Source organism: Novosphingobium sp. BL-S-33, assembly GCF_056857025.1.
Genome location: NZ_CM166474.1, coordinates 903,149 through 927,356, shown reverse-complemented (window position 1 = coordinate 927,356; position 24,208 = coordinate 903,149). Strand labels below are relative to the sequence as shown.

Below are 24,208 nucleotides of genomic sequence, written 5' to 3'. Positions count from 1 at the left end.
CCCCGATGATCCGGCCCGGCTCTCCTGACGACGCCCCGCGCGCCTTTGCCATCTGGCGCGCGGCGGTGGATGCCACCCACGGCTTCCTGTCGGCGGAGCACAAGGCCGAGATCGCGGGTCAAGTCGAGGCGATGCTCCCGGCGGTTCCCTTGTGGATCGCCGAGGATGCAGACGGCGCCGCGCAAGGCTTCATGGTCTTCGCGGACGGATCGATAGAGGCGCTCTTCGTCGATCCGGCAGTCCACGGACGGGGCTTCGGCTCCGCCTTGGTCGCCCATGCCCTGGCGCTGGAGCCGCAGGCCCGCGTCGATGCCAACGAGCAGGCCGACAACGCCCTGCCCTTCTACGAATCGCGCGGTTTTCTGCGCATCGGCCGATCCGAACGCGACGCGGATGGCCGCCCCTACCCCCTCATTCACTTGCGCCATCCCGGAAAGACATCATCATGATCAAGCGCGAACTTATCGACACCGCGTGGATTCCGGACGGGGAGAAGCTCGAACTCTACAAGCACGATCGGGACTACATGATCGTGCTGGGCCACAACGAGCTGATGTCCACGCGCAAGTGGGGCAGCGAGGAAGCGCTCGCCACCATGGCGTGGGATCGCATCAAGGGCGTGACCAAGCGCCCGCACATGCTGATCGGCGGTTATGGCATGGGCTTCACCCTGCGCGCCGCGCTGCGCACGCTGCCGGAAGATTCGAAGCTCACCGTCGTCGAACTGGTGCCCGAGATCATCGAATGGGCGCGCGGACCGATGGCCGAGCTGGCGCAGGGCTGCCTCGACAATCCCCGCGTCAATCTGGTGATGGGCGATGTCGCGCATATCATCGATGGGTCACGCGCGGACTACGACGCGATCCTGCTGGACGTGGACAACGGCCCCGACGGCCTCGTGCGCGAGGACAACAACCAGATCTATTCGAAGACCGGCCTGCGCGCGGCGCGCAATGCGCTGACGCCTGACGGCGTGCTGGCGATCTGGTCCGCCGGAGCCGACCCCGCCTTCACGCGCCGTCTGGAACGCGCCGGGTTCAAGGTGGACGAAGTGAAAGTCCCCTCGCGCAGCAACGGCAAGGGGCCGAAGCACGTGATCTGGTTCGCTACACCGGAGTAAACGGCGGCGGCGACCCGCCGGCAGGTTCCCCCCTCGTCATTGCGTGGAGGCGAAGCCGACGCGGCAATCCAGAACGGCACAAGACGGCTCTGGATTGCTTCGCTCCGCTCGCAATGACGAAGAGTTGGTGGTGCCGCTGCGCCAATAACCCCACCTAGCCACCCCAGCCATCTCGGGGTGGGCCACCATCCTCCCAACATCGTCGCCCTCGCGAAGGCGGGGGCCCCGCTTCTTGTCGACCTCTCGGTCCTACACAAGAGGAAGCGGGATCCCCGCCTTCGCGGGGATGACGGGTTTGAATTGGCTGGAACTTTGCGGCCCCGGCATCAGTCCGACGCGCGGCTAAGCCAGCAATCCTAGGGCACCAGCGTCGTGAACAGATAAGCGGCGAAGATCACCAGATGCACCATGCCCTGCACCAGCGTCGTGCGGCCAGTGCTCAGCGTCATCGACGCCACCAGCAGAGTCAGCCCCAACAGCACGATCGACTTGGATGACAGCCCGAGTTCGAGATGCAACCCCATCGCCATAGAGGTGAGCGCCACGGCGGGAATCGTCAGGCCGATCGTCGCCAACGCGGAGCCGATGGCCAGGTTGAGGCTGGTCTGCACCCGATTGGCCCGCGCGGCGCTCAGCGCGGCAAGGCTTTCGGGCAGCAGCACCAGCGCGGCAATGATGATGCCGACCAGCGCGGGCGGCGCGCCCATCGCCGCAACGGCCGCCTCGATAGAGGGTGACAGCGCCTTGGCCAGCAGGACCACGGCGATCAGCGCCACCGGCAGCATCACCGCGGCGCCGATGGCCTTGGCGGCCGGCACCTTGTCATGATTGCCGTCGTCTTCCTCGGGATAGAGGAAGTGGTCGCGGTGGCGGATCGTCTGGGCGACCACGAATGTCGCATAGAGCATCAGCGCATCGATCGAGACGAAGATCAGCTGGTTGTCGTTGTAGAACGGGCCGGCACTGCTGGTGGTGAAGTTGGGCATGACCAGCGTCAGCACCGACAGCGTCGCGAGGATGGCCAAGCCGTGGTTGACGCCGGACTGGGTATAGCCCTGCTCGTGATGACGCCCGCCGCCCAGCAGCAGGCAGACGCCGACGATGCCGTTGATGGTGATCATGATCGCCGCGATCACCGTATCGCGCGCCAGTGCCTGCGCGCCGGAGCCTTCGCTCAACATGATCGAGACGATCAGCGAGGTTTCGATCACGGTCACCGCGAAGGCCAGGATCAGCGTGCCGAACGGCTCGCCCACGCGGTGGGCGATGACTTCGGCGTGGTAGACCGCCGCCATCACCGCGCCGCCCAGTGCCACGGCGATGATGGTCGCCATGACAATGCTCGAAGGCTTGCCCAGCGCCACCGCGCAGAGCGCGATGATCGGAACAACCAGCGACCACGGCGCCAGGCCGTACGCGGAGAAGCGGGCGGCGGCCTTGGCGGCGGCGGGTTCGGAATGGCTCATGGCCCTGCACTATAGGCGAAATTGGCCGGGCGGCCAGTTGGATGAGTCGGGTGATGAATGCCCGCCATAAACGAAACGCGCCGGATGTTTCCATCCGGCGCGTCCTCCAGCCTATGCCCCCCGACACATGACTGGGCCCGTTGCGGTTGCGACCCGGCAGGCTCCGGGAGAAAAGCGATCGGAGGAAAGCTCAGGCGGCTTCCTTCTCGATCCACTCCGGATAGAAACAGGGTTCGCGATCGGACCAGCCGGGCGCGGTGGCGGCGGCTTCGCTGATCGAATGGAGCAGCAGCTTGCGGCGCTCCGGCGGGATCTGCGGCAGCGCGGCGGCGCCGCAGAAGGCGCCGGGCAGCCAGGGCCGGACCCAGGCGCCCAGCAGGCGCTCGTAAAGAAAGCGGAAGGACGCAAACGACGAAATCCGCTCCTGCGAAAGGTCGAAGGCGGCCACGCGCAGCAGCGCGCCCATGAAAACCTCGACATCGTCAAGGCTAACATCGTCCGGCCGCGCCGCGCGCAGGGCCTTGATGTCGTCATAAGCCGCATATTGCTTGCGGATCGAGATCACTTCGGCGGCGTTGCGCCCCCAGAGCTCGAAGGCATCGTGGCGGCCAAGCCCGACGTCGAGGCTGCGCCGGATATAGCGCTGCTCGCACGCGGAGAAGCTGGCGAATTCGCGCAGTTCGCTGATCGTGACTGTGGCCGTGCCAAGGTAGGTCATGCTCTGGCTCCCGTGATTCGGAAGATCGTCTCTTCCTCACGAGAGCCATTTTCCGCTCTCTCAGATTACAAAGAGCTTAAGCATGCAAAGGTTTGCTTACGGTCGCTCGCGGAAGCATTCCGAAACGATTTCGTTAACCATCAGATCAGGCCGGCAAGCGGGCTTGAAGGGTCCGCATAGCGGCGCTGGCCCATGCGTCCGGCAAGATATGCGTCGCGTCCGGCCTGCACCGCGAGCTTCATGGCGCGGGCCATGCGGATGGGATCCTTCGCCTCGGCGATGGCGGTGTTCATCAGCACACCGTCGCAGCCCAGCTCCATCGCCACGGCCGCTTCCGACGCAGTGCCGACTCCGGCGTCGACGAGCACGGGCACCTTGGCGCCCTCCACGATCAGCCGCACCGTCACCTTGTTCTGGATGCCGAGGCCCGAGCCGATCGGCGCGCCCAGCGGCATCACCGCCACGGCGCCGCATTCCTCAAGTTGCTTCGCCGCGATCGGATCGTCCACGCAGTAAACCATCGGCAGGAAGCCTTCCTTGGCAAGGATCTCGGTGGCCTTCAGCGTCTCGCGCATGTCGGGATAGAGCGTGCGCGCCTCGCCCAGCACTTCCAGCTTCACCAGATCCCAGCCGCCCGCCTCACGCGCCAGACGCAGGGTGCGGATCGCGTCGTCGGCCGTGAAGCAGCCGGCAGTGTTGGGCAGGTAAGTGATCTTCTTCGGGTCGATGAAGTCGGTCAGCATCGGCGCCTTGGGGTCCGACACATTGACGCGGCGCACCGCGACGGTCACGATTTCCGCGCCCGAAGCCTCTACCGCTGCCGCGTTCTGCGCGAAATCCTTGTACTTGCCGGTGCCAACGATCAGGCGCGAGGTGAACGTGCGACCGGCGACGGTCCAGGTGTCGGAAGCAGCGGTAGTATCGGTCAAGGTGCGCATCCTTTCGGGGGAGCGTGGATTCGGAAAAATTGGTAAGAGCGGCGCGTGCCGGTCAGCCGCCGCCGACGAAGTGGACGATCTCCAGAACATCCCCGTCCGCCAGCACGACATCGCCCAGCGTCGAGCGCGGGGCAATCTCGCCATTGTGCTCGACGGCGACCTTCTTGGGGTCGAGGCCGATATCGGCGACGAGGTCGGCAATGCTGGAACCGGGCGTGATGCGGCGCGGTTCGCCATTGACGGTGAGCAGGATGTCTTCAGCCATGGGCCGCAGATAGCGCGGAGAACGGATTTGGAAAGTGCCCAATCGGCACTTTACCGAAACCCTCAATGCGCGTGGCGCATGTTCCGGATGTGCGCGAAGGCCACGAACGAGACGCCGATGATGGTCAGCACCGATTCGGCAAAGCCATGGCCCACAAGGATAGCGCTGGCCATCAGCGCAAGGCCAAGCCCGCCGATCACCAGCGGCGCGATCCGGCCGTGGCGGGCAACGCCGAAGCCGAGCGAGATCACCCCGACGATCACAGCCAGCATCAGGCCGACGCGGTGGATCTCGGGCGACAGCAGCACTTCGCCGCCCAAAAAGTCGCTGCCGAGCCCCAGAAAGCCCACCAGCACCACGCCAAGAACACAATGAACGGCGCAAAGCCCGCTCAGGATGACGCCGGCCCGGTCCATCCGGTTTCGAATCGCGATCAGGGTGTTCCGCATGCCGCATCATCTATGTGATGTTGTAACATCATGCAAGCCCCCCGAAGAGCCGAACTGCACAAACTCTCGCCCGGTCGGCACCGCTCGCCTCACGATGAACGTCACGGGGCCTTGCGCAATTCGTCGCAAGATCGCAGGGACATCGGCCATGAGAAACGCTGACGGTCGCCCCATCCTCGGAACCACCGACGACATCGTCCCCATGGTCCGCTGGCTCCTGTTCGTAGCTGCGCTGGTGGTGATGATCGTGGCGGTCGGCGGGATTACCCGCCTGACCGAATCCGGCCTTTCGATCACCGAGTGGAAACCGCTGACCGGCGCGATCCCGCCGCTGACCGAGGCGCAGTGGCAGATCGAATTCGACCACTACAAGCGGATCCCGCAATATATCGACGTCAACGGCCCGGCGGGCATGACGCTGGGGCAGTACAAGTTCATCTATTTCTGGGAATGGGTCCACCGCCTGCTGGCACGCCTGATCGGCCTGGCCTTCGCGCTGCCGCTGGCCTGGTTCTGGCTCAAGCGCACGATCCCGCTGGGCTACAAGCCGCGCCTGCTGGCGCTGCTGGCGCTGGGCGGGCTTCAGGGCGTGGTCGGCTGGTGGATGGTCTCCTCGGGCCTGACCGCCGAAGCGGCCGACCGGGTCAGCCACTTCCGCCTTGCCGCGCACTTGCTGGTGGCACTGACGACGCTGGGCGGCCTTGTCTGGACCGCGCTGGACCTGCTCGAACTGCGGCGCGGACAGGCTCCGGCCCGTCTGACCCGATTTGCCGCGCTGGTGCTGGCGATGCTGTTCTTCCAGCTGTTCATGGGCGCGATGGTGGCGGGCCTGCGTGCGGGCTACGTCTCCGGTTCCGGCTGGTTCAGCATGGACGCCTGGCCGCTGATGCAGGGCTCCTTCTTCCCCGAAGGCGTCGAGTGGGCAGGCGGCGCGCTCCATGCATTGGTCAACGATCCCTACCTCACCCATTTCGTGCACCGCTGGTGGGCCTGGGCCGTGGTCGCCGTGCTGATCGTCATGGCCCGCAGGCTCAAGGCGATGCGTCTGCGCCTGACTTCGGTGGCGATCCACTGCGCCTTCGGCATGCAGGTGATACTGGGCATCTGCACGGTCTGGTCGGGCGTTGCGCTCTGGCTGGCGGTGGCGCACCAGCTTTGCGCCGCGCTGCTGGTGGCCGCCACGGTCTGGGGCGCGCATGGCCTCGGCCGCCGCGATCAGGTAGGGTTCGGCATATGAACGAAGACGCGCCCACCTCGATCCCGGCCCTGATCTGGAGCCCCTTCCCGGACGAGGAGAGCGCGCTCTACGCTATCGAGACCCTGCTGGACGAACGGCTGGCCGCCTGCGGCAACCTCCTGCCCGGCGTGACCTCGGTCTTCGTCTGGAACGACGAGAAAGGCACCGCGCGCGAGTTCGGCCTGCTGGTCAAGACCAACGCCGCCCTGCTCGATGCTGCCACCGCACGGCTTGCCGAACTGCATCCTTACGAAGAGCCTGCCGTGCTTGGGTGGCGCTGCGATGCCGGCACGCCGGGGACGATTGCCTGGCTGGCGGGGATCGGCGGCTAGGACCACCAGAGGCGTCCGGTCCGGCGTCTCATCACCCGCCCGCTGCCCCCTCTCCCTTACTTTTCCCGGTCATCCCCTTACTTTTTCCCGTCATCTCCGCGAAGGCGGGGATCCCGCTGCCTTGCGCATAACGATGCCATGGCAGACGGGCGCCCAAACGGTCAGGTCGCGCGAAGGCAGAAGCGGGGCCCCCGCCTGCGCGGGGGCAACGAGGTGTGTAATCAGCGGTCAAAGCCGCACTCACACAACCTCCTGCCAACCCCCGCAAACCCAAACGGTATTATTTTACCTCTATGGAATCCCGCAGTCTGCTTGACTTGCGCGTGCTTTTCGACGATTTGGCCGCCTTCCCGCAGTGCCGGAGATTCGTGAAAGCGAAGCATTCGGCCCCGCGACCTGAACATTAGGGATAGACCAGCCATGAAGGCGCTTACGAAGGTCACCCGGTCGATCAAGCCGGCCGAGGTGGAAAAGAAGTGGCATCTGATCGATGCCGAAGGTCTGGTGGTTGGCCGTCTCGCGGTCGTCATCGCTGACCTCCTGCGCGGCAAGCACAAGCCGAGCTTCACCCCGCACGTCGATTGCGGCGACCATGTCGTCGTGATCAACGCCGAAAAGGTTAAGTTCACCGGCAAGAAGCTTGGCGACAAGACCTACTACAAGCACACCGGCTACGCCGGCGGCATCAAGGAAGTGACCGCGGACAAGGTTCTCGCCGGTCGTTTCCCCGATCGCGTGCTTGAAAAGGCTGTTGAGCGCATGATCCCCCGTGGCCCGCTCGGCCGCGACCAGATGCGTGCCCTGCACCTCTACGCCGGCACCGAGCACCCGCACGGTGGCACCCAGCCCGAAGCGCTCGACGTCGCTTCCATGAACCGCAAGAACAAGGTTGGCGCGTAATGTCTGATACCGAAACCGTTCAGAGCCTGTCCGACCTCAAGGACCTCGGCGAAGTCGCCGTTGTTGAAACGGAAGAAACCTTCAAGCCCGTCGTGTCGAACGCTCCGCTGCGCGAGCAGCAGATCGACGCCCAGGGTCGCGCTTACGCCACCGGCCGCCGCAAGGACGCCGTGGCCCGCGTGTGGGTCAAGCCCGGCAGCGGCAAGATCATCGTCAACGGCCGTGACCAGGAAGTTTACTTCGCACGTCCGACCCTGCGTCTCGTGATCAACCAGACCTTCCAGGTTGCTGGTCGCGAAGGCCAGTACGACGTGATCGCCACCGTCAAGGGTGGTGGTCTCTCGGGCCAGGCCGGCGCTGTGAAGCACGGCATCGCCCAGGCTCTCTCGAAGTACGAACCGGCCCTGCGCGCTGCCGTCAAGGCCGCCGGCTTCCTTACCCGCGACCCGCGCGTCGTCGAGCGTAAGAAGTACGGCCGTGCCAAGGCACGTCGTAGCTTCCAGTTCTCGAAGCGCTAATCGCCTCCGAGAGCCTTACGGCTTTACGAAAAGGGGTCGCGGGAAACCGCGGCCCTTTTTTGTTGCGTGGTTTCGTCAGGGCTGGGCCTCGCAGGGACACGCTGGCTCGAACGGCTGAGATTGTCCCAGCCCCCAACTCCCAACCCCATCGTCACCCTGAACTTGTTTCAGGGTCCATCGCGCCGATCGAACCGCCGTGTGATTGGCGAAATTGATCCTGAAACAAGTTCAGGATGACGTTGCGGGTATTCGCCGGCGTCAGCGGAGGACGCTTTCCGGCGTCAGGACCAATCCCGCACGCCGCAGAAAACCGACGATTTACAGGCACAACGCACACATCGCAGATGGCAAGGTACCTTCCTATGACGAGGTACCTTGCCACACCCTGTATTTCTCAACGCAAGGTACCTTGCGTTACACAGTAGCTGGTTATATACACTCCTCATCCGCAGGAGATGATTCGATGTCCGAAATCGAAATCCAGTTGAAGAAAGGGGTGCTGGGGCTTTGCGTCCTGGCGCTGCTTTCGCGGGGTGACAGCTACGCTTACGAGATCGCCAGCCGCATGGCCGACGCGGTCGATATGGGCGAAGGCACGATCTACCCGCTGATGCGCCGCATGCAGTCCGACGGCCTCGTCGTGACCTACCTTGAGGAATCGCCCTCGGGTCCGCCGCGCAAGTATTACCGCATCACCGAAATCGGCCGCTCGCGGCTGGACGAACAGGTTGCCGAATGGCGCGGCTTCACCGCGGCTGTCGATGGCCTGATCGACGGCAGGATGGTCGCAGACGCGCCGGCAGCGGCGCCGCAGGAAGAAGGGGAGCCGAGCCATGACGCGTAACGAATTCATCCGGCGCCTGAAGGCAGGCCTGGCCGGAATGCCGCAGGACGTGATCGCCGAGATCGTCGCCGACTACGAAGAGCACTTCGAAGCCGGCGCCGCCGAAGGTCGCAGCGAGGAAGAAGTCGCCGCCGCGCTCGGAAACCCGGCAAGGCTGGCGCGCGAACTGCGCTTCGAGGCCGGCTTCAAGAACTGGGAGAGCGGCCGTTCGCCGTCTTCGGCCTGGGGCGCGATCCTGGCCTTCATGGGCCTCGCCACCATCGACATCCTGATCCTGCTGCCGATCGTGCTGCCGGTTCTGGGCGTGATGTTCGGCCTGTTCGTCGCCACCATCGTGATGTTCTTCGTCGGCGGCTTCGTGCTGATCGCGGGACCGTTCAGCGGCTTTCCGGGTGGCGTGCTGGTTGCCATCCTCGGCGGCCTCGGCATCATGAGCGCCTCGGTCGCCGTCGGCGCGCTGCTGACGCTGGTGAGCATCTGGATCATCAATGCCCTCATGTGGTTCGGCCGCCTGCATTATCGCGTGATCGAACCCGCCATTCACCCCGAAGACTGATCGGCACGAGAGATAAAGGAACCAAGTGATGTTCAGGAAGCTGCTCATCGTATTCGCCAGTGGCGTGATCCTCTCGATCGTCGCCTTCGGTGCAGCCTGGGTCGTCGGCGGCGACAAGTTCCGGCAGGAATTCCGCGACAACGGCGGCTGGAACTTCGAATTCGGCGATGACGAGAAGGACCACGGTCCCGAAAAGACCCGCACCTTCGCGCTCCAGCCCGGCACCCGCCTGGCCATGGACATCCCGGTCCAGCTGGTCTTCACCCGGGGCGACAAGTCCGAGATGATCGTCACCGGCCCGCAGAAGGTGGTGGACCGCCTGACCTGGAACGACGGCCGCCTCAGCGTCGACGGCAGCCTGCACATGCACAAGGGCCTCAAGGTGCGCATCACCGCGCCCGAGATCGCGGCCTTCGATTTCGACGCACCGGGCGACGTGACGCTGACCGGCCTCAATCAGGACAGCCTGACGCTGAAGGCACAGGGCGCGATCAACCTCGATGCCTCGGGCAAGGTCCGCAAGCTCGATGTCCAGACCGAGGGCGCCAGCAACCTCGACCTCGGCAAGCTGGAAGCGCAGGACGCCACGGTCAGCGTCGACGGAGTCGGCAGCGTGACGATCGGTGCCACCGGTAATGTCTCGGTCGCCATCGACGGCATCGGTTCGGTCAGGCTGGTCCGCAAGCCCGCCCACCTCACCACCGACATCAACGGCCTTGGCAAGGTCGACCACGACTACCAGTAAGCGCTCGGAAAGAGCCCAAAGGTTCAGGGAAAGGCCGCTTCCGAAATCCCCCCGCTCGGGACGGCCGATATGAAAAGGGCCGCAGCATCTCCCCCGGATGCTGCGGCCCTTTCATGTATGGTGAGGTGTCGTCTGGGTGCCGTTCAGTGCACACCTCAGTGCACAGGCGGATCGACCGGCGGAACCGCGCCGACGGGGGCCACCGGCTCACCCGGTTCGCGCGGCGGCAGCGCGTTTTCAGGCACTTCGTCGATCTGCATCGCCACCGTCGGCAAATGTTCCAGATTGCGCGCGACGACGCGGATGTCGTCGCCGGTAATGGTGATCTCGTTGAAGCTCGGCGGAGTCGAGCGGATGCGCTTCGACAGGGTGCCGGCGCCGATCATGCGCAGCGGCCCGGCGGGCGTTTCCGCCGTAAGGTCGAACGCATCGTGAATGTGCCCGGACAGCACCGCCATCACCTTGCGCCCGGCCAGGATTTCCATCGTCCGCGTGCCGTTGATGGTGAGCAGCTTGTTGTCCTTGGCTCGCCGCTCGATCAGCGGATGGTGCGCCGCCACGAGCACCCGCGTTCCCTCCGGCAGCGCATCAATGGCCGCGAGAGTTTCGCGCAGCGCATGATCGGTAACCCAGCCGTTCGACCAGGGAAACCGCTGCCACTGCGCGCGGGTGGTGGTCCGCAGCGGTACGATGGCGAGGCCCGGCAGATCGAGCTGCGCCTCCACCTGCCGCTCGATCGAGCGAAACCGGCGATAGGGATCGAAGAAGCGCTGGTAGAGGTTGAAATAGGGAATGTCGTGGTTCCCGATCTCCACCGTGACCGGGGCGTCGAGCCCCTTGATCCACTGGCAGGCGGCGCGGAATTCGTGGTGCCGCGCGCGCATCGTCAGGTCGCCGGTGATGGCCACGGCATCGGGCCGCTCACGCGCGATGCAAGCCTCGGCCCAGGCGATCGCCTCCGGATCCTCCAGCCCGAAATGAACATCGCTCAGGTGAAACAGCCGCAGGGCGCGGGGCGAAGCGGCAGGCGCGGCGGAAGCCTCAGGATTCATCGATCGTTGTCACCAGGTCGACCTCCAGGGTCGCGGGATGGAATTGCTCTTCCGTGCCGCCCTCGAACGGTTCGCCGTCGATCAGCAGGCCCATCGGCTCGCCATCTGGGCAGACCAGCCGCAGGCGGGTATGCTTGCCGAGTTCATCATGCGGACCGTCGCGAAAATCGCGATTGAGCAAGGCGATGCCCTGCCCGGCGAAGTCGCCCAGCGTGTCGGCATAATAGCCGTTCGCTTCAAGTCCGGTCGGGTTCGGGGTCACAGTGATCGCGGCATAGCCGTCCTCGCGCCCGCAGTCGACCTCGGCGCAGACCACTTTCGGACCTTTAACCGACCAGGCGATCGCCTCACGCGTAGTGGCGACCACGCCCAGCACGTTTGCCGCGCGCATCGCCTCGCGCACTTCGTTCCAGACCGTGCCGGGTCCGGCCAGCACGCCGGTCAGCGCCATGCCGTGGCGGGTGGCAATCACCGGCGGACGGGTGGTGCGCAAAGGGCCGGAGGCGAGACGCCCGACCACGTCCGTCGCAGCCACGTCGCCGTGCAGCCGCTTGGCCAGCATGTTCATGGTGCCGCCGGGCAGGACGAGCAGCGGGCCGTCCCAGCCGACCGCGCTTTCCACCACAGAATGCGTGGTCCCGTCGCCACCGAAGACTACGAGAAGATCAACCCCGGCAGCGGCCAGCGCCTCGGGCGCGGGGGAAGGTTCGTCGGGAAAGCGAAACGTGCGTTCGGGCGGATATCCGGCGGCCGCCAGCGCGGCAGCCACTTCGGCGACAGCCGCCTCGTCGTTGCTGCCGCTGGCAGCATTACAGATCAGCCAGCAGCGGCGGGGGGAAGTATCGTGATCTCCGGTCATGCGGCCAGAACCGGCCAGATCCGCCGGGGTTCCCCGCTGGACGCAGGCAGCGTCACGCCCGCCCGGAGAAGATCAGCCATGCGGCCAGCCCGTTGATCCCCGAATAGAACGCATAGAGCCAGGCCCAGGCACTCGATCCGGCGGCGACCATGATCATCGCCCCGACCAGCATGGCATATTCGACGATGAGGCTGAGGCGGCCGCCCATCGGTTCGACCAGCCAGGGAACGTGGCCAAGCATCGGATGGCCCGATTCGAGCACTGCCTTGTGCGCGGCGAAGTTGAACACGCCAAGGCAGAAGACGACAATAAGTCCCATAGCCATAGCGAACTGTACATGCGCCGATGCGATCTTGCCAGCGTCCAGCCGAATCATCTTATCGAATCGGAGAGATAGGCGATTGATCTTCGGCGCTTTGTCGCCTGTACGCGGCAAGTCATTCGTCGGCCTGGAACGTCGTTCGTCCGCCTCCCTGCCCCTTCGTCGACATGCCGTGCGCTGCGGTCGAGGTCCGCGTGAATCGCGCCTCTGTGCGGTGCACAAGACACTCACCGGGCCGATACGGGACCCCCCGCCCAGCGGCCCACCCAGGAGGAAGACACGATGATCAAGACCACTTCTATCGCAGCCGCCGCCGCTGCCCTCGCCTTTACCGGACTGAGCCTGACCATTGCCGCTCCGGTCTTCGCCAAGGACGTTACCGTCCGTTACGCCGATCTCAACCTGACGACCGTCGCCGGTCAGAAGACCCTGGAACGTCGTCTCAATGCCGCCGCCCGCGATGCCTGCGGCTACGACATGATCGATCCGGGTACACGCCTTCGCAATCCCGACGCCGTGGCCTGCTACAACAAGGCACTCGTCCAGGCCCATGAGCACATGGCTGCGGTCGTAGAGCACGCCAACGGCACCCGCGTAGCCACGAACTGAGCGCCGTGGCTTTCACGAAGTCCCTAAAAAATAATCGGAAAAAAGACTGGCGGGTCCCCTAGCGGCCCGCCATTTTCTTGACCGAGGGCAGATAGGTCCGCCCGATCCGCAGGGCCTCGCCATCGGCGGTCTCAACCGACCAGACGCCCAGCCCTTCATGACGCAGGCCCGAGACATGATCGCGGCGCAGGATGCAGCTGCGATGGATGCGGATGAAGTGCTCGGGATCGAGCCTCTGTTCGAGGCTGGTGATCGTCTGAAGCAAGAGATAGCTCGCCCCCCGGACATGCAGGCGCACATAGTCGCGCTCGGCATCGATCCGTTCGACATCGGCAGCCGGCACGCGCACGAGTTCGGAACGGTGCGGAACCCAGAATTCCTCAAGCCACTTGCCGGTCGGCAAAGTGCGCTCGCCCCGCCGGGCGCCGACGCGCGAGATCGCGCGTTCCAGCCGCTCAGGCGCCACCGGCTTGAGCACATAGTCCACCGCGTCGAGATCGAAGGCTTCCACCGCGAATTCGTCATGCGCGGTGACGAAGATCACGGCGGGCGCCTCGGCCAGTTCGCCCAGCCGGCGCGCGACGGTGAGTCCGTCCGTCTCCGGCATCGTCAGGTCGAGCAGGACGAGATCGGGTTCCAGCGCCTCGATCAGGCGCAGCGCAGCCTCACCGTCGCTGGCGGTGCCGATCACCGAGATCGAGGAAATGCGGGAGCAGATCACCTGCATGCGCTCCACCGCGAGCGGTTCGTCGTCGACGATGAGCGCGCGCAGAGGCGCGGATTCCACGGACTGTAACGATTCAGGCACGAGCAAACTCCAGCGGCATGCGCAGGACCGTGGCGAAGCCGCCAGTCTCGCGCCGTCCGAACGTGATTTCCGCGGCGTCGCCATAGCGTGCCCGCAGGCGGTCGCGCACATTGCCCAGGCCGATGCCGAAGCCCTGCACGCCCTTGACGGTTCCGCCCGGGCCGTCGTCGCTCACGGTAATCTCAAGCATGTCGTCCGCACGCCGCGCGCTGATAGCCACCGTGACCGGCCGCTGGGTAGCGGCGACAGCGTACTTGACCGAGTTCTCCACGAGCGGTTGCAGGATCATGCCCGGCACCATCGCATCCGAGACGGCCTCGTCAATATCAATCGTCGAAACGAGGCGTTTCGGGAAACGAACAGCCTCAATCTCGAAATAGAGTTTCTGAAGTTCGATCTCATCGACAAGCTTGAGGTCGCTTGTGGGATCTCCCGAGAGTGTCCGGCGATAGAATGTCGAGAGCGTCTGAATCATCGTTTCGGCATCGTCCTGCTTGCCGGTCATGATCAGCGCCGAAAGCGAATTGAGCGTATTGAACAGGAAGTGCGGATTGACCTGATAGCGCAGCGAACGCAGTTCGGCGGCGGAAGCGGCGCGGCGATATTCACCCTCGCGCCGCTCGGCCGCGCGGGCTTCCTCGGCCTTGGCCAGCGCGAAATAGAGCGCCGCCCAGGCCAGCACCAGGAAGTAGCGCGTAAATGCCGTGTCGGCCACGGTCGCCCAGCGGGCATATTCCTGTCCCAGCGCCTTGCCGGTGTGGATGGTGATCGCCGAGGCCTTGGTATCGCTGGTCGTGGTCGGCTCGGGCGGCGGTGGGGGCGGAGGCGGCGGCACATCGCTGGCGCCATCGCTCGGCACGCCCGGAGCGCCGGGCGCGCGAGGTACGGCGGCATTGGGCAGGTCGACGAGGATATTCCCCGCCTCGTCGCGGCTGATCCGGACTTTGCCCGATTTGACCGCCGCCGCGTCCTCTTCATCGCCGTAAGCCTGGCTCATCTCGATATCGGAGAAGACCGCGTCGTTGATGACGCTGAGCAGCAGCGCGAGCGGCAGCGCGCCCAGTAGAACGATCGTCAGGCGCGTACCGCCCGATTTGCGCTCCAGCAGCTGGAGCAGCGGCCAGACCGCCGCCATCACCAGCATGGACAGGATGCAGATCGTCAGCCGGCGCGAGAAGATCGGCCAGACGAAGTCATAGCCCATGACCGCGCCGCGCAGCGTGGCGACGAGAAAATAGCAGGCCCAGAGCGCTGCGAGAGAAAGGAGGACGACCCGCGCAGGTACGCGCGGCTGATTGGCGACATCCGACATGGCCTACCCGGATAGCGCGAAAGTTCCCGTCTGCGCCAGTTCGCAAATCGGACGGGAATCGACCTTCGTCGAAAGATGCCCGTTTTGGGGCGTTTTCCTTGGGGTTTCCCCGCCCTCGTCAGGGCTTACGAAGCGCGGCGATGCAGGCTGCGCGGTCCACGTCCTTGCCGTCGGATCCGCGCCGTGCGTCCACATACGTCGCCACCGGCTCCTTCGCGCCGGTGGGCGGATAGAGATAGATGTCGAGCAGGCACGCGGTTCCGGTGAACTGCAACTTGCGGGCATCGCCTTCCATGACGTCCAGCCGGGGTTCGCCGAACAGGCGCACCAGTTGCGTGCGGTCGGCGCCGATCACGCCTTCCACGCCCGGGATCGCCTGGAACTTGGGATCGCGCGCGACGTGGCTCGGCTGGCGCACGTCCGGCAGCCTCGATCCGCCGCGATGTACGGGCTTGCTGGGTGCCGGCGTGCTGGTGACCGCACCGCCGCCGCAGGCCGCGAGCAGGAGCGCCAGCGCGGCGGCCGTGAGCGGCCCCCTCAGGCGCCTGCGCACGTTTTCGGGGCAGGCGTTATCGGGAAGAGCGGACGGGATCGGGCTCGTCTGGGTCATGATTGCGCCTCGCATCGCCCGGAGCGCCGGTGCTGTCAACCGCCGCCGCGCTTGCGGAGCGGCCGGGCGCGCGCTAGAGCGGGCCCGGTTGTGAATGGAGGCAGCGCCCGGCCCGCTCCGGGTCTGGTCTGCTGCGTTTTTCCGAGCCTTCCGGGGATTTCCTCCGGCTTGAAAATCCTCCAGTCGCGGCCTGACTTCCCGACATTTCCAGAACCCAAGGATTTTCCAGCATGGCCCAACCCACCGTGCCGCCGACTCTCGATGTGATCGCCATCGGCAATGCCATCATCGACGTCATTGCCAACTGCCCCGATTCGCTGATCGAAGAGCTTGGCCTCTCGCGCGGCGGGATGATGCTGATCGACGCCGATCAGGCCAAGAGCCTCTATGAAGCGATGGGCCCAGCCCGCGAAATCTCGGGTGGTTCGGCCGCCAATACGCTGGCCGGCCTTGCCGCGCTCGGTGCCAAGTGCGCGTTCATCGGCCAGGTCGCCGAAGACCAGCTGGGCGAAGTCTTCACCCATGACATCCGCGCCGGCGGCATCGAATTCGACGTGCCCGCGCGCGCCGGCACGCCGACCGCGCGCTGCCTGATCTTCGTGACGCCGGACGGCCAGCGCACGATGAACACCTTCCTCGGCGCCTCGCAGCACCTGCCCGCCGAAGCGCTGGACGAAAGCGCCATCGCCAGCGCCGCCGTACTCTACCTCGAAGGTTACCTCTGGGATCCCGAGGAACCCCGAGCGGCAATGCGCAAGGCCATCGACGCGGCCCGCGCGGCCGGTCGCAAGATCGCCTTCACCCCTTCGGAATGCTTCGTGATCGACCGTCACGGCGCCGATTTCCGCGACCTGATCGACACCGGCAAGATCGACGTGCTGTTCTGCAACGAGCACGAAATGGCCGCGCTGCTCGGCCATGACGATTTCGAGAAGGGCATTGCCGAACTCGCGCCGAAGATTCCGGTGCTCGTCGTCACGCGCGGCGCGGAAGGCGCGGTTGCGGTTTCGCAGGGCCAGCGCGTCGAGATCGGCGCCGAGCCGATCGAGCGCGTGGTGGACACCACCGGCGCGGGCGACCTGTTCGCCGCCGGCTTCCTCTACGGCCACGTGCGCGGCAAGACCCTCGAACAGTGCCTCAAGCTCGGCGCGATCTGCGCCTGCGAAGTGATCTCGCACTACGGCGCCCGCCCTGAGGCCGACCTCAAGACGCTGGCGGCAAGCGTTCTGGGGTAATTCCCTCCTAACGACGCGCCATTGACGCGGCACAGACTCCGGGAGAGGTTGGGGGTTCGGTCCCCTCCCTCCCGCGAGGCCGCATGGCGCAGACGATTCCGGCATTGATCGATTTCGAGGCAAGCTGCTTGCCCGAATATGGCCAGTCCTATCCGATCGAGGTGGCGATAGCCCGGATCGACGGCGAAAGCCGCGCCTGGATGATCCGCCCGCTCGACGCCTGGAAACACTGGGACTGGTCCGAAGAGGCCGAAGCGCTCCACGGCATCAGCCGCGCCATGCTGGAACTGGATGGCCTGCCCGCCCGTCAGGTGCTGGCCGAAGTGATTGAATTCGTGGACGGCTGCTCGGTCTATTCAGACGCCGAGCTGGACGAATACTGGCTGGAAGTGCTGTGCCAGACGCTCGGCACAGCCCTGCCCTTTCCGATCCGCTATCTCGGCGAATGGATGATGGATCGCGGCTACACCCGCCCGCAAGTCGTCGCCGCGCTGGAAGAGGCCAAGCAGCGCCTGCCCAAGGAACACCTCGCGCGGGAGGATGCCAAACGGCTCGCCATGGTCGTGCGCCTGTTGATGGAGAGCGAGGCCGCGTGAAGGGGAGATCCTCGGATCATCGCGAAGTTCACGCTAGCACCCCACCACCGTCGTCCCCGCGAAGGCGGGGACCCCGCTTTTCTTGAGAGGTCGCGCTAAAAGGTAGCGGGGCCCCCGCCTTCGCGGGGGCGACGAAATGGGCCCGGAAACCCTCCGTTTCGTCTTTCAATCTCGCAGCGATTAGTAACCCGTAGCCTGCGCCATCGGAACCTGCTGCATCGGCTGCGGCGCCATTTGCGGCACGCTCTGCTGCGGCAGGGGCTGCCCTCCGCCTTGCGCCGCCTGAAGCCGCGCAAGGCACTCGTTCTTGCGCTGCTCGCGCGCGTCGGAATAGCTCTGCGCGGTCGGGCCGGGGAGCGCGCAATCGCGCTCAGGACGGATCGGATGCTTGGCGCGGCAGCCTGCCTCCGTGGCGAAAAGATTGTCGCTGCAATCCTGGAACGCGGCAACGTCGGCCTCATGCTGCGCGTGGCAGCTCGCGGTCCAGCGCTCCTTGTAGGACAGCTCCGCGAAATTGAGGCAATCCTGATATTCGAGCTGGGCCGATTCCTGCCGCTGCTGCTGCTCGGCCTGCGCCTTTTCGGCGGCCTTCTGGCGGGCCTGCTCGGCATCACGTTCGGCGCTCTCGCGCGCCTCTTCACGCGCGGCCTGCGCAGGCAGGACCACGCCGTAGTAATAGCCCACGCCCGAACCGGCGATCAGCGCCGCCGCCGCCAGCGCCAGCTTGAGCGCGGTATCGACCCTGCCCGCCATCGCCTTATGCGCCCTTCGCCTTTTCGCGCGCCACTTCACGCCAGCCGATATCGCGGCGGCAGAAGCCGGTGGGATAGTCGATGACGTCGACCGCAGCATAGGCCGCCGCCTGCGCCTCGGCGACCGAGCCGCCGCGTCCCGTCACGCTGAGCACGCGGCCGCCATTGGCCACCAGATTCCCGTCCTTGAGCGCGGTACCGGCGTGGAAAACCTTGGCGCCCAGCGCCTCGGCCTTGTCGATCCCGCCGATCGCACCGCCCTTTGCGGGGGTGCCGGGATAGCCGTCGGCGGCCATGACCACGGTCAGCGCGGTCTCCTTGCTGAAACGCGGCGGCTGGATCGCGGCGAGGCGGTTTTCCGCGCAGGCGTGCAGCAGTTCGACGAGGTCCGATTCGAGGCGCATCATCATCACCTGGCACTCGGGATCACCGAAGCGGCAGTTGTATTCGATGAGCTTGGGGCCCTGTGCGGTGAGCATCACGCCGAGGAACAGCACGCCCGAATAGGGCATGCCCTCGTTCTCCAGCGTGCGCACGGTCGGCGCGATGATGCGTTCGATCACTTCGGCTTCGAGCGCCGGGGTCAGCACCGGGGCGGGGCTGTAGGCGCCCATGCCGCCGGTATTGGGGCCGGTATCGCCGTCGCCCACGCGCTTGTGGTCCTGCGCGGTGGCGAAGGGGACGATGGTGGAACCATCGGTCAGCGCGAAGAAGCTGGCCTCCTCGCCCTCCATGAATTCCTCGATCACGGCTTCCGCGCCTGCCTCGCCGAAGCGGCCCGAGAAGATCTCGCGCACGGCTTCCTCGGCCTCGGCCATGGTCATGGCGACTGTCACGCCCTTGCCCGCCGCAAGCCCATCGGCCTTGATGACGACCGGCGCGCCGAACTTCGCAAGCGCGGCCATGGCGTCGGCTTCAGTGGAAACGCGCTCGTAGCCCGCCGTGGGGATGCCCGCTCGCTCGCACAGGTCCTTGGTGAAGCCCTTGGAGCCTTCGAGCTGGGCCGGCTCGCGGTTCGGACCGAACACCGGGAAGCCTTCCGCACGCAGCGAATCGCCCAGGCCGTCGACCAGCGGCGCCTCGGGACCGATCACGATCAGGCCGATCACGTTTGCCTCGCAGAAGGCCAGCACTGCCGCATGATCGGTGACATCGAGATCGATGCAGCTTGCCACTTCGGCAATGCCGGGATTACCGGGGGCAGCCCAGAGCGTCTGGCAGAGCGGGGATTGCGCCAGCTTCCAGGCCAGCGCATGTTCGCGGCCGCCAGAGCCCAGAAGAAGGATGTTCATTAGCCGTGCCTTTCGATGACGACGAATTTGACGATGGTCGTTCCGGGGGGCTGGTAGCGAAGCAAGCGGCCGGGGACAACGCCGCGCCGCTCTCGATCAGCGAGATTTCGAACCTGCTGAAGCGCACGGTGGAGGATCGCTTCGGCTTCGTGCGCCTGCGCGGTGAGCTTTCGGGCGTGAAGCGCGCGGCCTCTGGCCACCTCTATTGCGCGCTGAAAGACGACAAGGCGGTGATCGACGGCGTCATGTGGCGCGGCGGCGCGCAGCGGCTGGCATTCCGGCCGGAAGACGGCATCGAGGTGATCGCCACCGGCAAGCTGACGACGTTTCCGGGCCGCTCGAAGTACCAGATCGTTATCGAGACGATGGAGATCGCGGGCGAAGGCGCGCTGCTGGCGCTACTGGAAAAGCTGCGCGCCCGGCTCGCCGCCGAGGGGCTCTTCGCGCCCGAGCGCAAGCGCGAGCTGCCGTTCCTGCCGCAGGTGATCGGCGTCGTGACGTCACCCACCGGCGCGGTGATCCGCGACATCCTTCACCGTCTGGCAGACCGCTTCCCCAGCCATGTGCTGGTCTGGCCAGTCCTCGTGCAGGGCGAGGGATCGGCGCAGCAAGTCGCCGATGCCGTGCGCGGATTCTCGGCGATTCGCGCCGGCGGTCCGGTACCGCGCCCCGATCTGGTGATCGTGGCGCGCGGCGGCGGTTCGATCGAGGACTTGTGGTCGTTCAATGAGGAAGTGGTCGTCCGCGCCGTGGCCGAATCGACCATCCCGGTGATCTCGGCCGTGGGGCACGAAACCGACACCACGCTTTGCGACTATGCCGCCGACCGTCGCGCACCGACGCCCACTGCCGCTGCGGAAATCGCCGTGCCCGTGCGCATGGAACTCGCTGCCACGCTCGACGAACTGGCCTACCGCAAGCGTCGCTGCGCGCTGCGCCCGGTCACGCTAGGGCGCGAACGACTGGAAGCGCGCGTGCAGCGCCTGCCCAAGCCCGAGGCGATTCTCGCGGCCAAGGCGCAGAAGCTCGACGAACTCTCCGAACGCCTGCGCCGCGGCCTGCGGGACGAAGCGGGCGCGAAACGCGAGCAGTTGAATCGCGTTGCCGGCAAGCTCTCGCTGCCGCTGCTGCGCCACCGCGTGCAGGCCTCGGCCGAACGCGTCGAACGGCTCGGCCTCCACCCGCGTTTGCTTCAGCGCCGCTGGGCCATGGCGCGCGATGCGCTGGCCCCGATGGCCCGCGTTTTGCCCCAGCTCGATCCCGACAAGCCACTGGAACGAGGCTTCGCCCGCGTTACCGCGCTCGACGGGCGCACGCTGACCGGCCGCGACAGGGCCGCGCAGGAGCCCGCACTGATGCTGCGCTTCCGCGACGGCACGCTTACGGTCACCCCCGGTTCAGGCACGGAAGGGTCTAGTGCCCCTACCCCGCCTGCGCCGGCTTCGGTCGAAACCCCGACTGCAACCCCGGCACCTGCTTCGGCTTCCAGGCGCCCGGCGCGTCCAAAAGGCGAAGAACCCCGGCAGGGAGATTTGTTTTGACCAGCGCGACCTGCTAGGATTTGCCCATGCTGATGTCTTCCGCCGATCGTCCCGCCAAGCTTCAATACGGCCCCAATGGATTCCGTGTGCTGAGTGGCGGCCACTTCGTGCTCTGCGCCGTTTCCGGCGAGAAGATCCCGCTCGAGGAACTCCGGTACTGGAGCGTCGAGTTGCAGGAACCTTACGCCTCCGCTGAAATCGCCACCCGGCGCCTGCTCGGGAAAGCGTGACCCGTCGCAAGGCCCCCGGGGCAATGCTCAAGGCATCGCTGGTCGCTGGCGGCATTCTTGCCATTGCCGGGCTTGTCGTGCTGGGCGGTGCCTCTCCCGCCGCGACGACGGCCGTAGCGGGGCCTTCAGGCATCGCTTATGCCGGTGAGGTGACTCAGGGCGGCTGGGTTCGCGGCAAAGTGCCGCAGGGCACCCGCCTGCTCACGCTCGACGGCGCGCCGGTGAAAATCGCTTCGGACGGCGCGTGGTTCGCCGCATTCGATCGAGACGCCAAGCCTAGCGCAACATTGGTCGCCACGCTGGCCGATGGCCGCAAGGTATCGCAGACGATCGCCGTGGCCCCGCGCGCCTGGCAGATCGAGAATGTCGACATCGCCCGCAAACCGGGCGGGGCAACCGAGGATTTCATCAAGATCCGCCAGCCCGAACTGGACCGGATCAACGCCGCCCGCGTGCTCCAGACCGATGCGCAGGGCTGGCGCCAGCACTTCGTCTGGCCTGCCAAGGGGCGCATTTCGGGCCGTTTCGGATCGCAGCGCGTCTATCGCGGTGAACCGGCCGCCTATCATTCCGGCCTCGACATCGCCACCGGCACCAGCGGCACGCCGTTCGTGGCCCCGGCCGACGGAGTGGTCATCCTTGCTGCGGAGAAGCCTTTCACGCTGGAGGGCAACCTCCTGATGATCGACCACGGCATGGGGCTCAACAGTGCATTCCTGCACTGTTCGCAGATCCTCGTGAAGGAAGGCGATCATGTGAAGCAGGGGCAGGTGATCGGCCGCATCGGCATGACCGGTCGCGCGACCGGGCCGCATCTGCACTGGTCGATCAAGTGGAACGACGCGCGGCTCGATCCGATTCTCTTCACCGGGCCGATGAACTGACCTTTCCGGGGCAAGCGGCGCCGAACCGTCTTGCGACGCGCCGCAGAATCCCTATTCCGCTTCTTGTGCGCCGCACCATAGCCCTTCTCGCCCTGCTCGCGCTCTTGCCGCTGACTTGGGGGCGTTCGCCCCATCCCGCCAAGCTGAAGCAGCTCGAACTGGACATCGTCCCGCTCGCCCTGCCCGCGCCCGATCGGATGGCCGCCCATCTCGGTGCGTTCCATCTTGAGCAGGCCTGGCAGCTCCGCAGCCGCACGCATCGATTCGGCAGTTACTCCGCCCTGCTGATGCGCAAGGACGGGTCCATGCTGGGCCTCAGCGATTCGGGCAATTTCCTGCGCTTCCGGCCGCCGGGCGAATCACAGGCCCATAGCCGGATCGGCGAACTCCCGCTTTCGAACGGAGAGGCCAAGGAAGATCGCGACGTCGAATCGGCCACGGAAGACAGCGACGGTACGATCTGGCTCGGCCTTGAGGGCAAGAATGCGATCTACCGCATGACCCCGAAGTTCCACGTGGAAAAGCGCGTGCAACCCGATTCGATGCGCGACTGGGGCGTCAACACCGGCCCCGAGGCTATGACCCGGCTCGCGGACGGGCGATTCGTGCTCCTGCGCGAAGGGTTCTCGGGCTGGAGCAGCCATCTCCACCCGGCCGTCATGTTCGCCGGCGATCCCACCGAAAATCCCGATGGCCAGCGATTCGTCTTCGACGGGCCGGACGGCTTCAGCCCCACCGACATGGCGCAGATGCCCGACGGACGGCTGCTGATCCTGATGCGCCGCCTGATCTGGCCGATGCCCCAGCACTTCGCCGGACGCATCGCCATCGGCGATCCCAAGACGATTCGCCCCGGGCAGATCTGGCGGGTGAAGGAAGTGGCACGGCTGTCATCGGATCTGCCGATCGACAATTTCGAAGGCCTTGCCATCGTCCCGCGTGAGGACGGGCGGCCGACTATCTGGCTGATATCGGACGACAATTACTCGCCGCTCCAGCGCACACTGCTCTGGAAGATGAGCGTCGACCCTGCCCAACTGCCCTGAAATCTCGCCGATTTTCACCGCAACGCAGACATGCAAAAAGGCGCGCAAGGCCAAAGCCCGCACGCCATTTCACAAATCGGCTGAAATCACGCTCCCCGACAGGGAGCGCGAGAAATCAGGCGGCGATCTTCTTCTTCAGCTCACGCTTCACCTTGAGGGCGCGCGTGCTGAGCTTCTCGTCCGAAGACTTGAGCAGCCAGTTGTCGAGGCCGCCGTTGTGCTCGACCGAACGGAGACCGTGGGTCGAAACGCGGAACTTGAAGCTGCGCTCCAGGCCGTCCGACAGAAGCGTTACGTTCTGCAGGTTGGGAAGGAAGACGCGCTTGGTCTTGTTGTTGGCGTGGCTGACGTTGCAGCCGACCTGGCGGGCCTTGCCGGTCAGTTCGCAGATGCGGGACATGTCTAACTCTCGCTCGAAAAATTCTGTGGCCGTAAATACGGGAAGGCGCGCCCTTAGCGATTCACCCGGGCATGGTCAAGTTGCACACAGCTTTTTGAGCCGCTAGCGCTGGATCATGACCCGTTGGCCGCTCCCCGAATACATGCAACTCGCCCTCGCGCAAGCCCGGGAAGCCGCCGATTCAGGCGAAGTGCCGATCGGCGCGGTGCTTGTGAAGGACGGAAAAGTGATTGCCGCCGGACGCAACGGTCCGCGCGAACGCCACGACCCTACAAGCCATGCCGAGATCGAGGCGATTCGCGCCGGAGCGGCGATTCTCGGCAACGAGCGACTCGAAGGATGCGAGCTGTGGGTCACGCTGGAGCCCTGCGCGATGTGCGCGGGCGCGATCTCCCACGCGCGCATCGCCCGCCTCTACTATGGCGCCGCAGACCCCAAGGGCGGCGCCGTCGAACACGGTGCACGCGTGTTCGAACACGACCAGTGTCTCCACCGGCCGGAAGTCTATTCGGGAATCGGCGAGGCCGAGGCCGCGGACATGCTGCGCAGCTTCTTCCGGCAGCGCCGCTAAG

General features: G+C 65.8%; 31 protein-coding genes. 17 read left to right on the top strand and 14 right to left on the bottom strand.

All coding sequences use genetic code 11. The annotated features are described in order from the left end of the window. Positions 1 to 5 precede the first annotated feature (5 nt). Positions 6 to 449: an acetyltransferase gene (locus AC1VVM_RS04360; RefSeq protein WP_482955929.1), complete on the top strand. Its 444-nt coding sequence runs from the start codon at positions 6 to 8 to the stop codon at positions 447 to 449. Further along, the gene (locus AC1VVM_RS04355) at positions 446 to 1,120 is read left to right on the top strand and encodes a spermine/spermidine synthase domain-containing protein (protein ID WP_132387806.1); all 675 of its coding nucleotides are present in this window, start codon (positions 446 to 448) and stop codon (positions 1,118 to 1,120) included. The genes AC1VVM_RS04360 and AC1VVM_RS04355 overlap by 4 nt, the downstream gene beginning before the upstream one ends. 356 nt (positions 1,121 to 1,476) lie before the next feature. Here the strand turns inward: AC1VVM_RS04355 and AC1VVM_RS04350 are convergent, their stop codons facing one another. From AC1VVM_RS04350 to AC1VVM_RS04330, 5 genes are all read right to left on the bottom strand, one after another. Next, a complete protein-coding gene (locus tag AC1VVM_RS04350; protein WP_132387804.1) occupies positions 1,477 to 2,586 on the bottom strand; it encodes a calcium:cation antiporter in 1,110 nt (369 codons plus the stop codon). Between the two features lie 190 nt (positions 2,587 to 2,776). Next, the gene (locus AC1VVM_RS04345) at positions 2,777 to 3,304 is read right to left on the bottom strand and encodes a hypothetical protein (RefSeq protein WP_482955928.1); all 528 of its coding nucleotides are present in this window, start codon (positions 3,302 to 3,304) and stop codon (positions 2,777 to 2,779) included. 140 nt (positions 3,305 to 3,444) lie between these two features. Then, positions 3,445 to 4,233 carry a bifunctional sulfur carrier protein/thiazole synthase protein gene (locus AC1VVM_RS04340; protein WP_482955927.1) on the bottom strand — a complete coding sequence of 263 codons (789 nt, stop codon included), beginning with the start codon at positions 4,231 to 4,233 and terminating at the stop codon, positions 3,445 to 3,447. Between the two features lie 61 nt (positions 4,234 to 4,294). Next, positions 4,295 to 4,507, bottom strand: coding sequence for a sulfur carrier protein ThiS (thiS, locus tag AC1VVM_RS04335; protein WP_482955926.1), 213 nt, complete (start codon positions 4,505 to 4,507; stop codon positions 4,295 to 4,297). 62 nt (positions 4,508 to 4,569) lie between these two features. After that, the gene (locus AC1VVM_RS04330; protein WP_132387796.1) at positions 4,570 to 4,956 is read right to left on the bottom strand and encodes a MerC domain-containing protein; all 387 of its coding nucleotides are present in this window, start codon (positions 4,954 to 4,956) and stop codon (positions 4,570 to 4,572) included. A gap of 148 nt (positions 4,957 to 5,104) precedes the next feature. Between AC1VVM_RS04330 and AC1VVM_RS04325 the strand changes: the two genes are divergently transcribed. From AC1VVM_RS04325 to AC1VVM_RS04295, 7 genes are all read left to right on the top strand, one after another. Beyond that, positions 5,105 to 6,193, top strand: a complete 1,089-nt coding sequence (locus tag AC1VVM_RS04325) for a COX15/CtaA family protein (protein WP_482955925.1) — start codon at positions 5,105 to 5,107, stop codon at positions 6,191 to 6,193. Then, positions 6,190 to 6,525 (top strand): divalent-cation tolerance protein CutA, encoded by a 336-nt coding sequence (gene cutA / locus AC1VVM_RS04320; protein WP_482955924.1) that lies wholly within the window; start codon positions 6,190 to 6,192, stop codon positions 6,523 to 6,525. The genes AC1VVM_RS04325 and cutA overlap by 4 nt, the downstream gene beginning before the upstream one ends. Positions 6,526 to 6,945: 420 nt before the next feature. Further along, entirely contained in the window at positions 6,946 to 7,425 is a 480-nt protein-coding gene (rplM, locus tag AC1VVM_RS04315) for a 50S ribosomal protein L13 (protein ID WP_482955923.1), read from the top strand. Then, the gene (gene rpsI / locus AC1VVM_RS04310; RefSeq protein WP_132387790.1) at positions 7,425 to 7,943 is read left to right on the top strand and encodes a 30S ribosomal protein S9; all 519 of its coding nucleotides are present in this window, start codon (positions 7,425 to 7,427) and stop codon (positions 7,941 to 7,943) included. Before rplM ends, rpsI begins: the two co-directional genes overlap by 1 nt. A gap of 463 nt (positions 7,944 to 8,406) precedes the next feature. Next, entirely contained in the window at positions 8,407 to 8,787 is a 381-nt protein-coding gene (locus tag AC1VVM_RS04305) for a PadR family transcriptional regulator (protein WP_132387788.1), read from the top strand. Continuing rightward, on the top strand, positions 8,777 to 9,343 hold the full coding sequence (locus AC1VVM_RS04300; RefSeq protein WP_132387786.1) for a DUF1700 domain-containing protein: 567 nt from the start codon (positions 8,777 to 8,779) through the stop codon (positions 9,341 to 9,343). Before AC1VVM_RS04305 ends, AC1VVM_RS04300 begins: the two co-directional genes overlap by 11 nt. A 28-nt stretch (positions 9,344 to 9,371) precedes the next feature. After that, positions 9,372 to 10,088 (top strand): GIN domain-containing protein, encoded by a 717-nt coding sequence (locus tag AC1VVM_RS04295; protein ID WP_482955922.1) that lies wholly within the window; start codon positions 9,372 to 9,374, stop codon positions 10,086 to 10,088. 155 nt (positions 10,089 to 10,243) lie between these two features. Here AC1VVM_RS04295 and AC1VVM_RS04290 read toward each other — a convergent pair whose 3' ends face one another. From AC1VVM_RS04290 to AC1VVM_RS04280, 3 genes are read right to left on the bottom strand one after another with little or no spacing between them, the layout of a single operon-like run. After that, positions 10,244 to 11,140 carry a metallophosphoesterase family protein gene (locus AC1VVM_RS04290; protein WP_482902883.1) on the bottom strand — a complete coding sequence of 299 codons (897 nt, stop codon included), beginning with the start codon at positions 11,138 to 11,140 and terminating at the stop codon, positions 10,244 to 10,246. After that, positions 11,130 to 11,999, bottom strand: coding sequence for a diacylglycerol/lipid kinase family protein (locus tag AC1VVM_RS04285; protein ID WP_482902882.1), 870 nt, complete (start codon positions 11,997 to 11,999; stop codon positions 11,130 to 11,132). Before AC1VVM_RS04285 ends, AC1VVM_RS04290 begins: the two co-directional genes overlap by 11 nt. A gap of 52 nt (positions 12,000 to 12,051) precedes the next feature. Then, positions 12,052 to 12,324, bottom strand: coding sequence for a hypothetical protein (locus AC1VVM_RS04280; RefSeq protein ID WP_482902881.1), 273 nt, complete (start codon positions 12,322 to 12,324; stop codon positions 12,052 to 12,054). Positions 12,325 to 12,603: 279 nt separating this feature from the next. On the opposite strand from AC1VVM_RS04280, the gene AC1VVM_RS04275 reads away from it, so the two are divergent. Continuing rightward, entirely contained in the window at positions 12,604 to 12,930 is a 327-nt protein-coding gene (locus tag AC1VVM_RS04275; protein ID WP_482902880.1) for a UrcA family protein, read from the top strand. Between the two features lie 58 nt (positions 12,931 to 12,988). Here the strand turns inward: AC1VVM_RS04275 and AC1VVM_RS04270 are convergent, their stop codons facing one another. From AC1VVM_RS04270 to AC1VVM_RS04260, 3 genes are all read right to left on the bottom strand, one after another. Beyond that, positions 12,989 to 13,657, bottom strand: coding sequence for a LytR/AlgR family response regulator transcription factor (locus AC1VVM_RS04270; RefSeq protein ID WP_243652598.1), 669 nt, complete (start codon positions 13,655 to 13,657; stop codon positions 12,989 to 12,991). A 73-nt stretch (positions 13,658 to 13,730) separates the two neighbouring features. Further along, a complete protein-coding gene (locus AC1VVM_RS04265) occupies positions 13,731 to 15,050 on the bottom strand; it encodes a sensor histidine kinase (protein WP_482902879.1) in 1,320 nt (439 codons plus the stop codon). A gap of 118 nt (positions 15,051 to 15,168) precedes the next feature. After that, positions 15,169 to 15,660, bottom strand: coding sequence for a hypothetical protein (locus AC1VVM_RS04260; RefSeq protein WP_482902878.1), 492 nt, complete (start codon positions 15,658 to 15,660; stop codon positions 15,169 to 15,171). A 230-nt stretch (positions 15,661 to 15,890) separates the two neighbouring features. Between AC1VVM_RS04260 and AC1VVM_RS04255 the strand changes: the two genes are divergently transcribed. After that, a complete protein-coding gene (locus tag AC1VVM_RS04255) occupies positions 15,891 to 16,895 on the top strand; it encodes an adenosine kinase (RefSeq protein WP_482902877.1) in 1,005 nt (334 codons plus the stop codon). 83 nt (positions 16,896 to 16,978) lie between these two features. Beyond that, positions 16,979 to 17,491 (top strand): 3'-5' exonuclease, encoded by a 513-nt coding sequence (locus AC1VVM_RS04250; RefSeq protein ID WP_482902876.1) that lies wholly within the window; start codon positions 16,979 to 16,981, stop codon positions 17,489 to 17,491. A 180-nt stretch (positions 17,492 to 17,671) separates the two neighbouring features. On the opposite strand, the gene AC1VVM_RS04245 is transcribed toward AC1VVM_RS04250, so the two are convergent. After that, the gene (locus AC1VVM_RS04245; protein ID WP_482955921.1) at positions 17,672 to 18,244 is read right to left on the bottom strand and encodes a hypothetical protein; all 573 of its coding nucleotides are present in this window, start codon (positions 18,242 to 18,244) and stop codon (positions 17,672 to 17,674) included. Positions 18,245 to 18,248: 4 nt separating this feature from the next. Continuing rightward, entirely contained in the window at positions 18,249 to 19,535 is a 1,287-nt protein-coding gene (purD, locus tag AC1VVM_RS04240; RefSeq protein WP_482955920.1) for a phosphoribosylamine--glycine ligase, read from the bottom strand. A gap of 5 nt (positions 19,536 to 19,540) precedes the next feature. Here purD and xseA point away from each other — a divergent pair, with 5 nt between their 5' ends. From xseA to AC1VVM_RS04220, 4 genes are all read left to right on the top strand, one after another. Further along, entirely contained in the window at positions 19,541 to 21,076 is a 1,536-nt protein-coding gene (gene xseA, locus AC1VVM_RS04235) for an exodeoxyribonuclease VII large subunit (RefSeq protein WP_482955919.1), read from the top strand. Positions 21,077 to 21,102: 26 nt separating this feature from the next. Further along, positions 21,103 to 21,306, top strand: coding sequence for a DUF2093 domain-containing protein (locus AC1VVM_RS04230; RefSeq protein WP_132387764.1), 204 nt, complete (start codon positions 21,103 to 21,105; stop codon positions 21,304 to 21,306). A 23-nt stretch (positions 21,307 to 21,329) separates the two neighbouring features. After that, on the top strand, positions 21,330 to 22,190 hold the full coding sequence (locus AC1VVM_RS04225; RefSeq protein WP_482956328.1) for a M23 family metallopeptidase: 861 nt from the start codon (positions 21,330 to 21,332) through the stop codon (positions 22,188 to 22,190). Positions 22,191 to 22,255: 65 nt separating this feature from the next. Then, the gene (locus tag AC1VVM_RS04220) at positions 22,256 to 23,236 is read left to right on the top strand and encodes an esterase-like activity of phytase family protein (RefSeq protein ID WP_482955918.1); all 981 of its coding nucleotides are present in this window, start codon (positions 22,256 to 22,258) and stop codon (positions 23,234 to 23,236) included. A gap of 115 nt (positions 23,237 to 23,351) precedes the next feature. Here the strand turns inward: AC1VVM_RS04220 and rpmB are convergent, their stop codons facing one another. After that, positions 23,352 to 23,636 (bottom strand): 50S ribosomal protein L28, encoded by a 285-nt coding sequence (gene rpmB, locus AC1VVM_RS04215; protein ID WP_132387762.1) that lies wholly within the window; start codon positions 23,634 to 23,636, stop codon positions 23,352 to 23,354. 115 nt (positions 23,637 to 23,751) lie between these two features. Between rpmB and tadA the strand changes: the two genes are divergently transcribed. Then, a complete protein-coding gene (gene tadA, locus AC1VVM_RS04210) occupies positions 23,752 to 24,207 on the top strand; it encodes a tRNA adenosine(34) deaminase TadA (protein ID WP_132387760.1) in 456 nt (151 codons plus the stop codon). Position 24,208 lies beyond the last annotated feature (1 nt).

What these genes read in the sequence shown, in the direction of transcription:
- AC1VVM_RS04360 (WP_482955929.1), top strand. Translation starts at nt 6, where the DNA reads ATGATCCGGCCCGGCTCTCCTGACGACGCCCCGCGCGCCTTTGCCATC.
- AC1VVM_RS04355 (WP_132387806.1), top strand. Translation starts at nt 446, where the DNA reads ATGATCAAGCGCGAACTTATCGACACCGCGTGGATTCCGGACGGGGAG.
- AC1VVM_RS04350 (WP_132387804.1), bottom strand. Translation starts at nt 2,586, where the DNA reads ATGAGCCATTCCGAACCCGCCGCCGCCAAGGCCGCCGCCCGCTTCTCC.
- AC1VVM_RS04345 (WP_482955928.1), bottom strand. Translation starts at nt 3,304, where the DNA reads ATGACCTACCTTGGCACGGCCACAGTCACGATCAGCGAACTGCGCGAA.
- thiS (WP_482955926.1), bottom strand. Translation starts at nt 4,507, where the DNA reads ATGGCTGAAGACATCCTGCTCACCGTCAATGGCGAACCGCGCCGCATC.
- AC1VVM_RS04330 (WP_132387796.1), bottom strand. Translation starts at nt 4,956, where the DNA reads ATGCGGAACACCCTGATCGCGATTCGAAACCGGATGGACCGGGCCGGC.
- AC1VVM_RS04325 (WP_482955925.1), top strand. Translation starts at nt 5,105, where the DNA reads ATGAGAAACGCTGACGGTCGCCCCATCCTCGGAACCACCGACGACATC.
- cutA (WP_482955924.1), top strand. Translation starts at nt 6,190, where the DNA reads ATGAACGAAGACGCGCCCACCTCGATCCCGGCCCTGATCTGGAGCCCC.
- rplM (WP_482955923.1), top strand. Translation starts at nt 6,946, where the DNA reads ATGAAGGCGCTTACGAAGGTCACCCGGTCGATCAAGCCGGCCGAGGTG.
- rpsI (WP_132387790.1), top strand. Translation starts at nt 7,425, where the DNA reads ATGTCTGATACCGAAACCGTTCAGAGCCTGTCCGACCTCAAGGACCTC.
- AC1VVM_RS04305 (WP_132387788.1), top strand. Translation starts at nt 8,407, where the DNA reads ATGTCCGAAATCGAAATCCAGTTGAAGAAAGGGGTGCTGGGGCTTTGC.
- AC1VVM_RS04300 (WP_132387786.1), top strand. Translation starts at nt 8,777, where the DNA reads ATGACGCGTAACGAATTCATCCGGCGCCTGAAGGCAGGCCTGGCCGGA.
- AC1VVM_RS04295 (WP_482955922.1), top strand. Translation starts at nt 9,372, where the DNA reads ATGTTCAGGAAGCTGCTCATCGTATTCGCCAGTGGCGTGATCCTCTCG.
- AC1VVM_RS04290 (WP_482902883.1), bottom strand. Translation starts at nt 11,140, where the DNA reads ATGAATCCTGAGGCTTCCGCCGCGCCTGCCGCTTCGCCCCGCGCCCTG.
- AC1VVM_RS04285 (WP_482902882.1), bottom strand. Translation starts at nt 11,999, where the DNA reads ATGACCGGAGATCACGATACTTCCCCCCGCCGCTGCTGGCTGATCTGT.
- AC1VVM_RS04280 (WP_482902881.1), bottom strand. Translation starts at nt 12,324, where the DNA reads ATGGCTATGGGACTTATTGTCGTCTTCTGCCTTGGCGTGTTCAACTTC.
- AC1VVM_RS04275 (WP_482902880.1), top strand. Translation starts at nt 12,604, where the DNA reads ATGATCAAGACCACTTCTATCGCAGCCGCCGCCGCTGCCCTCGCCTTT.
- AC1VVM_RS04270 (WP_243652598.1), bottom strand. Translation starts at nt 13,657, where the DNA reads ATGCAGGTGATCTGCTCCCGCATTTCCTCGATCTCGGTGATCGGCACC.
- AC1VVM_RS04265 (WP_482902879.1), bottom strand. Translation starts at nt 15,050, where the DNA reads ATGTCGGATGTCGCCAATCAGCCGCGCGTACCTGCGCGGGTCGTCCTC.
- AC1VVM_RS04260 (WP_482902878.1), bottom strand. Translation starts at nt 15,660, where the DNA reads ATGACCCAGACGAGCCCGATCCCGTCCGCTCTTCCCGATAACGCCTGC.
- AC1VVM_RS04255 (WP_482902877.1), top strand. Translation starts at nt 15,891, where the DNA reads ATGGCCCAACCCACCGTGCCGCCGACTCTCGATGTGATCGCCATCGGC.
- AC1VVM_RS04250 (WP_482902876.1), top strand. Translation starts at nt 16,979, where the DNA reads ATGGCGCAGACGATTCCGGCATTGATCGATTTCGAGGCAAGCTGCTTG.
- AC1VVM_RS04245 (WP_482955921.1), bottom strand. Translation starts at nt 18,244, where the DNA reads ATGGCGGGCAGGGTCGATACCGCGCTCAAGCTGGCGCTGGCGGCGGCG.
- purD (WP_482955920.1), bottom strand. Translation starts at nt 19,535, where the DNA reads ATGAACATCCTTCTTCTGGGCTCTGGCGGCCGCGAACATGCGCTGGCC.
- AC1VVM_RS04230 (WP_132387764.1), top strand. Translation starts at nt 21,103, where the DNA reads ATGCTGATGTCTTCCGCCGATCGTCCCGCCAAGCTTCAATACGGCCCC.
- AC1VVM_RS04225 (WP_482956328.1), top strand. Translation starts at nt 21,330, where the DNA reads ATGCTCAAGGCATCGCTGGTCGCTGGCGGCATTCTTGCCATTGCCGGG.
- rpmB (WP_132387762.1), bottom strand. Translation starts at nt 23,636, where the DNA reads ATGTCCCGCATCTGCGAACTGACCGGCAAGGCCCGCCAGGTCGGCTGC.
- tadA (WP_132387760.1), top strand. Translation starts at nt 23,752, where the DNA reads ATGACCCGTTGGCCGCTCCCCGAATACATGCAACTCGCCCTCGCGCAA.